This window comes from Pseudomonas sp. EZ-C24, from assembly GCF_014525325.1.
Classification (GTDB): Bacteria; Pseudomonadota; Gammaproteobacteria; order Pseudomonadales; family Pseudomonadaceae; genus Aquipseudomonas; species Aquipseudomonas shirazensis.
In genome coordinates, this window is sequence record NZ_JACDIU010000006.1 from 172,297 (window position 1) to 186,268 (window position 13,972).

Genomic DNA, 13,972 nt, shown 5'->3' on the forward strand with positions numbered 1-13,972 from the left:
ACAATTATCGGCTTCACGTCACAACCAGCGACCTTGCATGGCCTTTCTTGCACTTGGTATCAACCATAAGACTGCCTCGGTAGACGTACGCGAGCGCGTGGCGTTTACGCCCGAGCAGCTGGTCGACGCCCTGCAGCAGCTCTGCCGACTGACCGCCAGCCGCGAGGCAGCGATCCTGTCGACCTGCAACCGCAGCGAGCTTTACATAGAGCAGGACCAGTTGACCGCCGACGCGGTGCTGCAATGGCTGGCCGACTACCACCAGCTCAGCGTAGATGAACTGCGCGCAAGCGCCTACGTGCATGAGGAACATGACGCCGTGCGGCACATGATGCGGGTCGCCTCCGGGCTGGACTCGCTGGTGCTGGGCGAGCCGCAGATCCTCGGCCAGATGAAGTCGGCCTACGCCGTGGCGCGTGAGGCCGGCACCATCGGGCCGCTGCTGGGGCGCCTGTTCCAGGCCACCTTCAGCGCCGCCAAACAGGTACGGACCGACACCGCGATCGGCGAAAACCCGGTGTCGGTGGCGTTTGCCGCGGTCAGCCTGGCCAAGCAGATCTTCAGTGACCTGGGCCGTAGCCAGGCGCTGCTGATCGGTGCTGGCGAAACCATCACCCTGGTTGCCCGCCATCTGCATGAGCAGGGCGTGCGCCGTATCGTCGTGGCCAACCGTACCCTGGAGCGGGCAAGCATGCTCGCCGAGCAGTTCGGCGCCCATGCCGTACTGCTGGCGGACATCCCTCAGGAGCTGGCACACAGCGATATCGTTATCAGTTCCACTGCCAGTCAGTTGCCGATTCTGGGCAAGGGCGCGGTCGAAAGCGCGCTGAAGCAACGCCGGCACAAGCCGATCTTCATGGTCGACATTGCCGTGCCGCGGGATATCGAAGCGCAGGTCGGCGAGCTGGATGACGTCTACCTGTATACCGTTGATGACCTGCACGATGTCGTCGCCGAAAACCTCAAGAGTCGCCAGGGCGCGGCGCAAGCTGCCGAAGAGCTGGTTGCGGCCGGCGCCGGCGACTTCATGGTTCGCCTGCGCGAGCTGGCTGCGGTCGACGTGCTCAAGGCCTACCGCCAGCAAAGTGAACGGCTACGCGATGAAGAGCTGCAGAAGGCCCAGCGGCTGCTGGCCAACGGCGGCAACCCGGAGGACGTGCTGGCCCAGCTGGCCCGAGGGCTGACCAACAAATTGCTGCACGCACCCAGCGTGCAGCTGAAAAAGCTCTCGGCCGAGGGCCGCGTCGATGCGCTGGCCATGGCCCAGGAACTCTTTGCCCTCAACGAGGGCTCCACGGACAAACCCCCGCAATGAAAGCGTCGCTGCTGAATAAACTGGATATCCTCCAGGACCGCTTCGAGGAACTGACTGCTCTGCTCGGTGACGGCGAGGTCATTGCCGACCAGACGCGCTTCCGGGCCTATTCCAGGGAATACGCCGAAGTCGAGCCGGTGATGAGCGCCTACCAGGAATGGCGCAAGGTCCAGGCTGACCTCGAGGGCGCGCAGGCGCTGCTCAAGGACAGCGACCCGGACATGCGCGAGATGGCCGTCGAGGAAGTCCGCGAAGCCAAGGAGCAGTTGGTCGAGCTGGAGTCGCAGCTGCAGCGCATGCTGCTGCCCAAGGACCCCAACGACGGTCGCAACGTGTTCCTGGAAATCCGTGCTGGCACCGGCGGCGACGAGGCGGCGATTTTCTCCGGCGACCTGTTCCGCATGTACTCGCGGTATGCCGAGAAGCGCGGCTGGCGCCTGGAGATTCTGTCCGAGAACGTCGGCGAGCACGGCGGCTATAAAGAGATCATCGCCCGCATCGAAGGTGATAACGTCTACGCCAAGCTCAAGTTCGAGTCCGGCGCGCACCGTGTGCAGCGGGTGCCGGAGACCGAATCGCAAGGGCGTATCCATACCTCCGCCTGCACCGTGGCAGTGCTGCCCGAGCCCGACGAGCAGGTGGCGATCGAGATCAATCCGGCTGACCTGCGTGTAGACACCTACCGGGCCTCCGGTGCTGGCGGTCAGCACATCAACAAGACCGACTCGGCGATCCGCATCACCCACTTGCCGACCGGCATCGTGGTCGAGTGCCAGGAAGAGCGTTCCCAGCACAAGAACCGCGCCCGCGCCATGTCCTGGCTGTCGGCCAAGCTCAACGACATCCAGACCAGCGCTGCGCAGAACGCCATTGCCAGCGAGCGCAAGCTGTTGGTCGGCTCGGGTGACCGCTCCGAGCGCATTCGCACCTATAACTATCCACAGGGACGGGTGACCGATCACCGCGTCAACCTGACCCTGTACTCCCTGGATGACATCCTCGCCGGCGGCGTCGATGCCGTGATCGAACCGTTGCTGGCCGAATACCAGGCCGATCAATTGGCTGCCCTGGGGGACTGATGACCATTATTGCCAGCCTGCTGCGCAACGCGCAGTTGCCAGATTCGCCGACCGAACGGCTCGATGCCGAGTTGCTGCTGGCGGCTGCCCTGGGCAAGTCGCGCAGCTTTCTCCACACCTGGCCTGAGCGCATCGTCAGCAGTGAGGCCGCGCAGGTGTTTGCCGACTACCTCGCGCGCCGCCGTGACGGCGAGCCGGTGGCTTATATTCTCGGTCAGCAGGGGTTCTGGAAGCTCGACCTCGAGGTTGCGCCAGACACCCTGATCCCGCGGCCCGATACCGAGCTGTTGGTTGAAACCGCCCTCGAGCTGCAAGCCGGCGGCCCGGCGCGGTTGCTCGATCTGGGCACTGGCACCGGCGCGATCGCCTTGGCCCTGGCCAGCGAACGCCCGGTTTGGCAGGTGGTCGCGGTAGACCGGATCGACGCCGCCGTGGCGCTGGCCGAGCGTAATCGTCAGCGCTTGCAGTTGAGCAACGTCGAGGTGCGCAAGAGCCACTGGTTTGATGCCCTGGCTGGCGAGCGCTTCGCGATGATTCTGAGCAACCCGCCGTATATCCGTGCTGCCGACCCGCATCTGGTCGCTGGCGATGTGCGCTTCGAGCCGAGCAGTGCCCTGGTGGCAGGTGACGATGGCCTGGATGATCTGCGCGTGATCATCGCCCAGGCGCCTGAGCACCTCGTCGAAGGCGGCTGGTTGTTGCTTGAGCACGGCTACGATCAGGCTGATGCTGTGCGTGAACTGCTCAGCCAACAGGGCTTCACCGAGGTCGCCAGCCGGCGTGACCTGGGCGGCCACGAACGCATCTCGCTGGGGCGCCTGCCATGCTGAGTGATCAGGAACTGCTGCGCTACAGCCGGCAGGTCCTGCTGGCTCAAGTGGATATCGACGGCCAGTTGCGGCTCAAGCAGAGCAAGGCGCTGGTGGTCGGCGTCGGCGGCCTCGGCTCGCCGGTGGCGTTGTACCTGGCAGCGGCGGGGGTTGGCGAGCTGCATCTGGCCGACTTCGACACGGTCGACCTGACCAACCTGCAGCGGCAGATCATCCATGACACCGACAGTGTCGGCATGGGCAAGGTCGACTCGGCGATCAGGCGGCTGCAGGCGATCAACCCGGAGATCAAGCTGGTTGCGCACCGCTTGGCGCTGGACGAGGATTCCCTGGCAGCGGCTGTGTCAGCGGTCGATGTGGTGCTGGATTGCTCGGATAACTTCACCACTCGCGAGGCGGTCAATGCCGCGTGCGTAGCTGCGGCCAGGCCTCTGGTCAGCGGCGCGGCGATTCGCCTCGAAGGCCAGTTGTCGGTGTTCGACACCCGGCGCGATACCAGCCCTTGCTACCACTGCCTGTATGGCCACGGCAGCGAGGCCGAACTGACCTGCAGCGAAGCCGGTGTGATCGGCCCGCTGGTAGGCCTGGTCGGTAGCCTGCAGGCACTTGAAGCACTCAAGCTGCTGGCCGAATTCGGCGAGCCGCTGGTCGGTCGCCTGCTGCTGATCGATGCGCTGACTACGCGCATGCGCGAACTGCGGGTCAAGCGTGACCCGGCCTGCGCCGTGTGCGCTCAGCGCCATGGCTGAGCGCTCGGCGCCGGTCGGCGTGATGGACTCGGGGGTCGGCGGTTTGTCGGTGCTCGCCGAGATCCAGCGCCGACTGCCCAACGAATCACTGCTGTACGTGGCCGACAGTGGTCACGTGCCCTACGGCGAAAAATCCCCTGACTACATCCGCCAGCGCTTGCGCCATATCGCTGAGTTTTTTCAGCAGCAAGGTGCCAAGGCGATGGTGCTGGCCTGTAATACCGCGACCGTGGCCGCCGTAGCCGATCTGCGCGAGCAGTACCCGCAGTGGCCGTTGGTGGGGATGGAACCTGCGGTCAAACCGGCGGCGGCGGCGACTCGTTCAGGCGTAGTGGGAGTGCTGGCCACCACCGGTACTCTGCAAAGTGCCAAATTTGCCGCCTTGCTCGACCGCTTCGCCAGCGACGTCCGCGTCATCACCCAGCCCTGCCCGGGGTTGGTCGAGCGGATCGAGGCGGGTGACCTGATCAGCGCCGAGTTGCGCCGTTTGCTCGCAGGCTATGTTCAACCGCTGCTGCAGGCGGGTTGTGACACGCTGATTTTGGGCTGTACGCATTATCCCTTCTTGCGCCCGCTATTGGCCGAACTGGTTCCGGCAGATGTAGCGATCATCGATACCGGCGCTGCGGTGGCCCGGCAACTTCAGCGTTTGCTCGGCGAACGCGACCTGTTGGCAGAGGGGCCGGCGCAGCAGACCGCCTTCTGGACCAGCAGTGATCCGGACAATTTAAGAAAAATCCTACCTTTGTTGTGGAAGAAGTCCGACAGTGTGCGAAGCTTCCCACTGTAAAAAAAATGTGAAAAGACACCTAGAAAGCTGAACTATCGTACAAGCTTTGATTTCTATTAGGTGCCGATGAGGCATAACACTTAAAACAGCAAATGAAAGGGATGTTTCTCATGAAGAAACTGCTTGGTTTGGCGGCGGCTGCCGCCTTGGCGATGGGGCAAATGACAACGGCGCAGGCGGCGGACGTGTCGCTGTCGGTAGGGCAGACCGGCGATTCCACCATGGTCTACCGCCTGGGCCTGCAATCGAACTGGGATGCCAGCTGGTGGCAAACCAGTGTTGGTCGGGTAACCGGCTACTGGGATGGCGCCTATACCTTCTGGGACGGCGACACCACTGCCAGCAACCACAGCCTGTCGTTCGCGCCGGTATTCGTCTATGAATTCGCCGGTGACAGCGTCAAGCCGTACATCGAAGCAGGTATCGGTGTCGCTGCGTTCTCGCGCACCAAGCTGGAAAGCAATGACCTGGGCTCGTCGTTCCAGTTCGAAGACCGCATCGGCTTCGGCCTGCGCTTTGCTGGGGGCCACGAGATCGGCGTGCGCGCGATCCACTACTCCAATGCCGGGATCAAGCAGCCCAATGATGGTGTAGAGAGCTACTCGCTGCATTACCGTATGGCGCTGTAAGCGCGCCGTCAGGTAGCCGGGGCCGCCAGGCGGCCCCGGAACCGCTCTAGCGCGGTAACGGCCACAGGCTGCTCAGGCTCCACACTTCCAACACCAGTTCCGACTCCCGTTCAGCCAGGCTGCTGACCAGCACTTGCGCTGCGGTTTCGGCTGTCCATTGTTCGGGGATGGCATGCGCGGCTGTGACCGGCGCCTGCAGCGATTGTGGTGCGACCACGGTCAAATCGATGCTATGCGCCTGCAGAAGCTCGGGCGCGAGGTAATCAAAGGTTCCGGCATTGATGATCAGAGCATCCAGCGCGCCCCAGACCGCTTGCACCTGTGCAGCGGCCTCGGTGGCCTGGTGTGTGTCACACACTGCCCTCTAATCCTGCCGAGCGGGTAAGCCCTTGAAGGCCTCCAATGCGCGCTGGCGACTGCTTGCGAGATCCACAATTGGACTCTGATAAGAGGTAGCAAAAAGATCAGCAGATTTCATGGGCAAATGAATGGATTTATCGTCGCGGGCCTTCAATTGGGGGAGCCACTGACGAATAAAGCGCCCTTTGGGATCAAAACGTTGCGATTGCGTCACCGGATTGAAGATGCGGAAGTACGGTACCGAGTCGGTGCCGGTCGATGAGCTCCACTGCCAGCCACCATTGTTGGCGGCCAGGTCGCCGTCGATCAGATGACGCATGAAGTGCCGCTCTCCGTGGCGCCAGTCGATCAGCAGGTTCTTGCTCAGAAACATCGCGACGATCATGCGCAGGCGGTTATGCATCCAGCCAGTTGCCAGCAGTTGCTGCATCGCTGCGTCGATGATGGGGAAGCCGGTGCGGCCTTGTTCCCAGGCCTTCAAATCTTCCGGTGCATCGCGCCAGGGCAGGGCAGCGGTGTGTGCGCGGAATGGTTGGTGGCGGGAGACCTGTGGATAACCGACCAGGATGTGTTTGTAGAATTCACGCCAGAGCAGTTCGTTGATCCAGGTCTGCACGCCGGCACTACCGCTGTCGAACTCGCCGCGATTGGCCGACAACGCCGCATGCAGGCACTGCCGAGGGGAAATTACCCCCGCTGCCAGGTATGCGGACAACTGGCTGGTGCCGGGTTCGGCCGGTAAATCGCGCAGTTGCAGGTAATCATCGATGCTGTGTTCGGCAAACTCGGCGAGGCGCCGCTGCGCTTCTTTTTCACCGGCGGGCCACAATTCCCGCAACGCCTGAGTGGGCTCGGCAAATCCGTCGAAGCCAGATGGGATCGGGTCGCTGGCGATCTTCGTCGCAGCTTGTTTCGCAACTCTGCTGGCCATGGCAGGCATGCCATGCTGCAGACGCTCGAGGCAGGCACGCTTGAACTGGCCGAACACCTGAAAATACTGGCCGGCCTTGGTCAGCACGGTGCCGGGGTTGAGCAGCAACTGATCAAGGTAACGATGCACGCTGATGTCGCTGCTGCGCAGCAGGACCTCTGCGCACTCATCGCGGAGTTGCTCGTTGACGCCATATTCGTCATTCCAGTGCACTGCTTCCACCGCGTGCTCCCGGCAGATATCGAGCAGCACTTGCGGCACCTGAGCCCAGTCGTCCGTGTGGCGAATCAGCAGCGGGATGTTCAGTTGCTGCAGTGATTGGCTTAACTCGCGCAGGTTGCGCAACCAGAAGTCGACCTTGCACGGGGCATCGTCATGGCTCAACCATTGCGCGGGGCTGGCTATCCACACGGCCACGGTGGGGCCGCGTTCACAGGCAGCGCTGAGGGCGCTGTTGTCATCGATGCGCAGGTCGCTGCGCAGCCACATCAATTGCATGAAGGAGTCGTCTCTGGCGGGGTGAGCGCAAGTCGCTGAAGCAGGCGCAAGGCGGCCTGCGGTGTGTCGAACAGGGACAGGCCGGGTTGCTGCATGGCTTCCAGTTGGGTCTGGTGCAGGGCAATTGTTTCGCCACCCAGTAGTTTTGCCGCGTCGATGCCATGCAGTGCGCGCTCGAGGGCGGCATAGTCAACGCGCGGGCCGAGCAGCAGTACCAGTACCTGCGCTTGCAGCTCGCTCACGGCGCGTTGCAGCTGCGCGCCGGCGACCGCGAACTCGAGCACCTCGACGGCGCGGCCACTGCTGGTAAACAGCCAGGCGCACAGCCACAGATGCGCGTCGAAGCCGCGATCGCTGTCGACCACCAACAGCACCGGCGGCCCTGCAAGCTGCTGATTGTCGTGATACACCCGTGCGCCGAACTTGCTGCGCAGCCAGGTGTGAAAAAACGCCTGCTCGAGGCGGGCGTTGAAATGCGTTTGCCAGCGCCGGGCGAGGCTGTGCAGCAACGGCAGCAGCAGCTGTTCACAGAGCGTGACGGCCGGGTACAGCGCCATGGCCTGATTGAGCTGCTGGTCGAGGGTGCGCTGGGACAAGTTGCCCACCGCTTCGATCAACGCCTGCTCGCGCAACTGCCAGTCCCCTTGTGGGGCAACGCTTGGGGCGTGTTCAAGCAGCTCACGGACCTGGCCGACCGAAGCACCACGCTCGAGCCAGCGCAGGATCGCCTGCACCTGCTCGACTTGGTCGGAGCCGTACAGACGATGCCCCTTGGCCGTGCGTTGCGGCTTGAGCAAACCATAGCGCCGCTCCCAGGCTCGCAAGGTGACCGGGTTTACCCCAGTGCGGCGGGCAAGCTCGCCGATGGGCATCAAATCTTCAGACTGCATTGCGTAAACCTAGGCTTTCGGGGTGGGGCTGCAGATAGGCCTGCTGGCTGAGGTAGGGGTCTGGATGTACCCGCAGGTGGTGTTTGAGCAGGGTCATCGGTACTACCAATGGCACGATCCCTTGCTGATATTGGCCGATCACCTGCTGCAGCTCGGCGCGGTCACCCTGGTCCAGCGCATCGCGCAGATAACCGCTCAGGTGCAGCAGCACGTTGCAATGCGTGCCACGGTTTGCCGGGCGGCGCAGTGCCTGCATCAGGAGGCTGAAGTACTGCGCGCCGACCTGCTGCGGGTCGGCATCCTTGCGCATGCTGCCCAACATCCGGCCAAGCTCGCGATAGGCTTTGGGGTTGTTGGCCATCAGCAGGTATTTGTACCGCGAATGGAAACTCACCAACGCACCCCGGCTCAGCCCCGCAGCCAGTTGCTGCTGCCAGTCGGCGTAGGCATACACGCGGCTGATGAAGTTCTCCCGCAGTACCGGATCATGCAGGCGGCCCTCCTCTTCGACCGGCAGATCGGGGCGCCGCGCACAGAAAGCGTCGGCGTAGGCACCGCGGCCACCTTTGAGCGCAGGGTGGCCGTTGTCCTGATAGACCTTGACCCGCTCCAGGCCGCATGAGGGTGACTTCTGCATGAAGATATAACCGCATACATCGCCGATTTCATCAGCCATCTGCTCGCCGTAGGCGCGCAGTGGGGCAGAGTAGTTGGCGCCGGGGTTGCGCGTGGCAACCACTTCGGGCTGCTGCGGATCACCTACCAGGCGGATCGGATCGCGCGGAATACCCAGGCCGATGGCGACCTCAGGGCACAACGGTACCCAGTCGAAGTGCGCTTCGAAAGCACTCAAGCAGAGTTCGGAAGCCTTGTGCCCGCCGTTGTAGCGCACGTTCTCGCCGAGCAGGCAGGCACTGATGCCAATGCGGGGTTTCGCCGACGCGTTCATCGCTGCCTCCAGAAAACTTGTACAAGGTTGCTCCTTGTGTACAAGTCTATTCCAGCACAGCCACGCACTTATGCAAACAGTTTTTTCTGTATAGATTTACAGCCAGGTCTATTCCAGATGCTCGAGCAAGCGTCTTGCCGCTTCCTGGCCACTCAACCAAGCGCCTTCGACCCGGCCAGACAAGCACCAGTCGCCACAGGCGTACAAGCCCAAGTCAGCATCCGCGAGCGCCCCCCATTCATGGCCAGCGGCGGGGCGGGCATACAACCAGCGGTGGGCCAGGGCAAAGGTTGGGGCCGGCACCGCGCAGCCAATCAGCTCGGCAAATTCGCCGCTCAACTGCTCGATCACCAGCTCTTTGCTCAGGTCGATGTGCTGCTTGCTCCAGTCTGACGTGGCATGCAGCACCCAGGTGTCGAGCTGCTCGTCGCGCCCTGGTTTGCTGCGGTTGCGCGCCAGCCAGTCGAGTGGGTTGTCCTGCACGAAGCAACCTTGCATGGGCGTTTGCAGTGGCGTCTCGAAGGCCAGGGCGATGGCCCAGGTGGGTTCCATCTGCACGCCGGCGGCGACCGCTGCCAATTTTGGGGTTGCTGCCAGCAGTGGCGTGGCTTGCGGTGCGGGCACGGCAATCACGACCCGGCTGAAGGGGCCGTGGCTGCAGCCTTCGGTATCCTGCAGGTGCCAGTACTGCTTGCCGCGAAACACCTCGGCGATGCGGCAGCCGAAATTGACTGTGACGTCCTTGAGCAGGCCGCGAGTGATGGCGCTCATGCGCGGCACGCCGACCCAGCGCACTTGCTCGTCTGGGGAAGGGCTGAGGACGCCATCGCGATAGTTGTACAGCTGCGGTTTCCATTGCGCGGCATGGCCCGCGGCTTCCCACTGTTGCACCTGCTCGACGAAGCGCCGGTCACGGGCAGTGAAGTACTGCGCGCCCAGGTCGAGCGCACCGGCATCGCTGCGCTTGCTGGCCATCCGCCCACCACTGCCGTGGCCTTTGTCGAACAAGTGCACAGTCTGCCCGGCGGCCTGCAGGGCCTGGGCTGCGGAAAGGCCGGCAATGCCGGCCCCAATGATGGCAATAGGTACTGTCATGATGGCCTCTTCTAACCTTGCTCGAAGCAGATTACGCGGTCTTGCAAACCTGTACAATGCGTAAAGTTTGTATAAGGTTATTCCGCTCTATAGGCCAGCTTGGCCTATGTTTATCCGAGAGCGTGCGGTCAAGAAAGTGCCTTGTTGTTAAAAATAGACCACCCCGACGATCTGCGAGGACACAGCCATGCATATATTGCTGACAGGCGGTACCGGTTTGCTCGGCAGGCATCTTTGCCGTCTGTGGACTGGCCAGGGCCATCGGTTGACGGTCTGGAGCCGGCGCCCGGAACAGGTGCCGATGCTTTGTGGCAGCGGCGTACGCGGTATCGCCCAGCTGGATGATCTGGATGCCGATGACCCAATCGACGCAGTGATCAATCTGGCCGGCGCACCGATTGCCGACCGGCACTGGACCGCAGCGCGGCGCAATCTGCTTTGGGCCAGCCGCATTACTTTGACCGAGCAGTTGCTGGCGTGGCTGCAAAAGCGCGAGCAGCGCCCTGAAGTGCTGGTGTCAGGCTCAGCAGTGGGCTGGTATGGCGATGGCGGTGAGCGCGAACTGACCGAGGCTTCGCAACCGGTCAAAGAGGACTTCGCCAGCCAGCTGTGCATCGCCTGGGAAGAGACCGCGCAGCGTGCTCAAGCGCTTGGCATACGCGTGGTGCTGGTGCGGACCGGGTTGGTGCTGGCCAGCGATGGCGGCTTTTTGTCGCGCCTGCGCCTGCCGTTCAAACTCGGCCTGGGCGGGCCGCTGGGCAGTGGTCGGCAGTGGATGCCGTGGATCCATATAGATGATCAGATCGCTCTGATAGATTTTCTCATGCGCCACAACGACGCCAGCGGTCCTTATAATGCCTGCGCGCCAGAGCCTGTGCGCAACCGTACCTTTGCCAAATGCCTGGGCAAGGCGCTGCATCGACCGGCGTTGTTGCCCGTGCCGGCGTTGGTGTTGAAGGCCGGGCTGGGCGAGCTGTCGACTTTGCTTCTCGGTGGCCAGCGCGCGCGCCCGACGCGCTTGCTGGCGGCTGGCTTCACCTTCCGTTTCAACGATCTGCAATCGGCGCTGGACAACCTGTCCGGGCGCCTCTGACATAGGACGCTGCATGACCGATCATGCCCTGCTGCTGGTCAACCTGGGTTCGCCAGCCTCCACTTCGGTAGCCGACGTGCGCCGCTACCTCAACCAGTTTCTGATGGACCCGTACGTGATCGACCTGCCGTGGCCGGTGCGGCGCTTGCTGGTGTCGCTGATCCTGATCAAGCGCCCTGAGCAGTCGGCTCATGCCTACGCGTCGATCTGGTGGGATGAGGGCTCGCCGCTGGTGGTGCTGACCCGTCGTCTGCAAGCCGCCATGCATGCGCATTGGCCGCACGGCCCGGTGGAAGTGGCCATGCGCTATGGCCAGCCGGCGCTGCCGGAGGTGCTCAAGCGCCTGGCTGCGCAGGGCGTACGCAAGGTGACGCTGGCGCCGCTCTATCCGCAGTTCGCTGACAGCACGGTAACCACCGTGATCGAACTGGCGACGCAGACCATTGCGCAGCACCAGTTGCCGCTGGAGATGCGGGTGTTGCAGCCGTTCTATGATCAGCCGAGCTATATCGATGCGTTGGTGGCCAGTGCGCGGCCGTATCTGCAGGATGACTATGACCATCTGTTGTTGAGCTTCCATGGGCTGCCTGAGCGGCATCTGAAGAAGCTTGATCCGACCGGCAACCATTGCTTCCAGAGTGCCGATTGCTGCCAGCAGGCGTGTGCCAATGTGCGGGCCGTGTGCTATCGCTCGCAGTGCCTGGCCAGTGCGGCGGCGTTTGCCAAGGCGATGGGCATTGCGGATGGCAAGTGGTCGGCGTCGTTCCAGTCGCGGTTGGGGCGGGCCAAGTGGATCGAGCCTTATACCGAGACGCGGCTTGATGAGTTGGCCAAGGCTGGGGTGAAGCGGTTGCTGGTGATGTGCCCGGCGTTTGTTGCTGACTGTATCGAGACGCTCGAGGAGATCGGGGATCGGGGGCGGGAGCAGTTTATCGAGGCTGGGGGGGAGGAGTTGGTGCTTGTACCTTGCTTGAATGATCATCCGCAGTGGGCTCGGACGTTGGCTGGGCTTTGTGAGGGGGCTTGAGGGTTGGGGCCAGTTTCTAGTGGTGATAGTGCCGGCCCCTTTCGTACTATCCATTTGATTTATTGGCTATTCGGGCCCCTTTCGCCCTTACGGCGAGTCACTTTTTTGGCAAACGCCCCAAAAAAGTAACCAAAAAAGGGCTTGGCTCCACATCCGGCCCCTGCGCTGCGCTGCGGGGTTCCCTCGCTCCGGCCTTGCTCCCGGGAGGACCGCGCTGTACGGGCCTCCTGGCCCGCAGCGCTTGCCGGCCATCCATGGCCGTCACCTCCCTTCGCAAGACCTGTGCTCGGCCTCCTGAGTCGCCGGTGGATCAAGATCAAGGGCACGCCTCGCTGCGCTGGCGCAGATCAAGAGCCAAAGTCAAAGTCAAAAGCTTGCGCCGTGCTGCGGTCCCGGCAACCCCAAGTCAGGTAAAAAAAATACCGGATAAGCCCCAACAAAGCTGGGTCAGCCAATCACCTCTCAAGGCAACTGATCATCCAGCTTGTTGTTCTTCCACCCATCATTCCCAGGCAGCAACAGATTCAACACAATCGCCACAATGGCACACAGAGCAATCCCCTTCAGACCCCAGTCATCCGGCCCATCACCGCTGCCAATCAGTACGCCGCCAATCCCGAACACCAACGTCACCGAAACGATCACCAGGTTACGCGCCTCGCTCAGGTCGATCTTGTGGCGGATCATGGTATTCATCCCCACCGCCGCAATCGAGCCAAACAGCAAGCACAGGATGCCACCCATGACCGGCACCGGAATGCTCTGCAGCAGCGCACCAAACTTGCCGACAAACGCCAGGGTGATGGCAAACACCGCCGCCCAGGTCATGATCTTCGGGTTGTAGTTCTTGGTCAGCATCACCGCACCGGTCACTTCCGCGTAGGTCGTGTTGGGCGGCCCGCCGAACAGGCCGGCAGCAGTAGTGGCCAGGCCATCGCCCAGCAACGTGCGGTGCAGGCCGGGCTTTTTCAGGTAGTCGCGACCAGTCACGCTACCGACAGCAATCACTCCACCGATATGCTCGATTGCCGGCGCCAGGGCCACCGGAACGATGAACAGAATCGCCTGCCAGTTGAACGCTGGCGCGGTGAAATGCGGGATCGCCAGCCAAGGCGCCGCAGCGATCCTGGCAGTGTCGACCACGCCAAAGGCAAAGGCCATGGCAAAACCGACCAGGACCCCGGCAATGATCGGCACCAGGCGAAAGATGCCTTTGCCGAACACGGCCACGATCAGGGTGGTAAGCAGGGCCGGCATGGAAATCAGCATCGCGGTCTGGTACGGAATCAGCACGGCGCCATCGCCGCCCTTGCCCATGGCCATGTTGGCGGCAATCGGCGCCATGGCCAGGCCGATTGAAATGATCACCGGGCCGATCACCACCGGCGGCAGCATGCGGTCGATGAAACCGGTGCCCTTGATCTTCACCATCATGCCCATGAAGGTGTAGACGAAGCCTGCCGCCATCACTCCGCCCATGGTCTCGGCCAGGCCGAACTGACCCTTGGCGAGGATGATCGGGGTGATGAAGGCAAAGCTCGAGGCGAGAAACACCGGTACCTGACGGCCCGTCACCAGCTGGAACAGCAAGGTGCCGATGCCGGCGGTGAACAGCGCCACGTTAGGGTCGAGGCCGGTGATCAGCGGCATCAGCACCAGCGCGCCAAATGCCACGAAGAGCATCTGCGCGCCCGAGACGACCTGGCGCCAGAGCGGGTCGTTGAAGCCGTCCTGCAT

14 protein-coding genes are annotated in these 13,972 nt (G+C 62.8%); 8 read left to right on the plus strand and 6 right to left on the minus strand.

The window, feature by feature from the left end; translation table 11 throughout:
• Window positions 1-37: 37 nt before the first annotated feature.
• From hemA to IDM28_RS03170, 6 genes are all read left to right on the plus strand, one after another.
• Window positions 38-1,315 (plus strand): glutamyl-tRNA reductase, encoded by a 1,278-nt coding sequence (gene hemA, locus IDM28_RS03145; RefSeq protein ID WP_101316492.1) that lies wholly within the window; start codon window positions 38-40, stop codon window positions 1,313-1,315.
• On the plus strand, window positions 1,312-2,394 hold the full coding sequence (prfA, locus tag IDM28_RS03150) for a peptide chain release factor 1 (protein ID WP_101316494.1): 1,083 nt from the start codon (window positions 1,312-1,314) through the stop codon (window positions 2,392-2,394). Before hemA ends, prfA begins: the two co-directional genes overlap by 4 nt.
• Window positions 2,394-3,224 (plus strand): peptide chain release factor N(5)-glutamine methyltransferase, encoded by an 831-nt coding sequence (gene prmC / locus IDM28_RS03155; RefSeq protein ID WP_101316496.1) that lies wholly within the window; start codon window positions 2,394-2,396, stop codon window positions 3,222-3,224. Before prfA ends, prmC begins: the two co-directional genes overlap by 1 nt.
• Entirely contained in the window at window positions 3,218-3,973 is a 756-nt protein-coding gene (locus tag IDM28_RS03160) for a molybdopterin-synthase adenylyltransferase MoeB (protein WP_101316498.1), read from the plus strand. Before prmC ends, IDM28_RS03160 begins: the two co-directional genes overlap by 7 nt.
• Window positions 3,966-4,763, plus strand: a complete 798-nt coding sequence (gene murI, locus IDM28_RS03165; RefSeq protein ID WP_101316500.1) for a glutamate racemase — start codon at window positions 3,966-3,968, stop codon at window positions 4,761-4,763. Before IDM28_RS03160 ends, murI begins: the two co-directional genes overlap by 8 nt.
• A 101-nt stretch (window positions 4,764-4,864) precedes the next feature.
• Entirely contained in the window at window positions 4,865-5,392 is a 528-nt protein-coding gene (locus IDM28_RS03170; protein ID WP_101316502.1) for an acyloxyacyl hydrolase, read from the plus strand.
• Window positions 5,393-5,438: 46 nt separating this feature from the next.
• On the opposite strand, the gene IDM28_RS03175 is transcribed toward IDM28_RS03170, so the two are convergent.
• The 5 genes from IDM28_RS03175 to IDM28_RS03195 all read right to left on the minus strand — a co-directional run bounded on the left by IDM28_RS03175 (window position 5,439) and on the right by IDM28_RS03195 (window position 10,115).
• A complete protein-coding gene (locus tag IDM28_RS03175) occupies window positions 5,439-5,750 on the minus strand; it encodes a hypothetical protein (protein ID WP_150570051.1) in 312 nt (103 codons plus the stop codon).
• Between the two features lie 6 nt (window positions 5,751-5,756).
• Window positions 5,757-7,181, minus strand: a complete 1,425-nt coding sequence (gene phrB / locus IDM28_RS03180; RefSeq protein WP_150570052.1) for a deoxyribodipyrimidine photo-lyase — start codon at window positions 7,179-7,181, stop codon at window positions 5,757-5,759.
• Window positions 7,172-8,071, minus strand: coding sequence for a MerR family transcriptional regulator (locus tag IDM28_RS03185; RefSeq protein ID WP_101316508.1), 900 nt, complete (start codon window positions 8,069-8,071; stop codon window positions 7,172-7,174). Before IDM28_RS03185 ends, phrB begins: the two co-directional genes overlap by 10 nt.
• Window positions 8,061-9,020, minus strand: a complete 960-nt coding sequence (locus tag IDM28_RS03190; RefSeq protein WP_101316510.1) for a DUF523 and DUF1722 domain-containing protein — start codon at window positions 9,018-9,020, stop codon at window positions 8,061-8,063. Before IDM28_RS03190 ends, IDM28_RS03185 begins: the two co-directional genes overlap by 11 nt.
• A gap of 108 nt (window positions 9,021-9,128) precedes the next feature.
• Window positions 9,129-10,115: an NAD(P)/FAD-dependent oxidoreductase gene (locus IDM28_RS03195; protein WP_101316511.1), complete on the minus strand. Its 987-nt coding sequence runs from the start codon at window positions 10,113-10,115 to the stop codon at window positions 9,129-9,131.
• Between the two features lie 187 nt (window positions 10,116-10,302).
• Between IDM28_RS03195 and IDM28_RS03200 the strand changes: the two genes are divergently transcribed.
• On the plus strand, window positions 10,303-11,208 hold the full coding sequence (locus IDM28_RS03200) for a TIGR01777 family oxidoreductase (RefSeq protein ID WP_101316513.1): 906 nt from the start codon (window positions 10,303-10,305) through the stop codon (window positions 11,206-11,208).
• Between the two features lie 13 nt (window positions 11,209-11,221).
• The gene (gene hemH / locus IDM28_RS03205; protein ID WP_181108298.1) at window positions 11,222-12,235 is read left to right on the plus strand and encodes a ferrochelatase; all 1,014 of its coding nucleotides are present in this window, start codon (window positions 11,222-11,224) and stop codon (window positions 12,233-12,235) included.
• Window positions 12,236-12,697: 462 nt separating this feature from the next.
• Here hemH and IDM28_RS03210 read toward each other — a convergent pair whose 3' ends face one another.
• Window positions 12,698-13,972 (minus strand): uracil-xanthine permease family protein, encoded by a 1,275-nt coding sequence (locus tag IDM28_RS03210; protein WP_101316517.1) that lies wholly within the window; start codon window positions 13,970-13,972, stop codon window positions 12,698-12,700.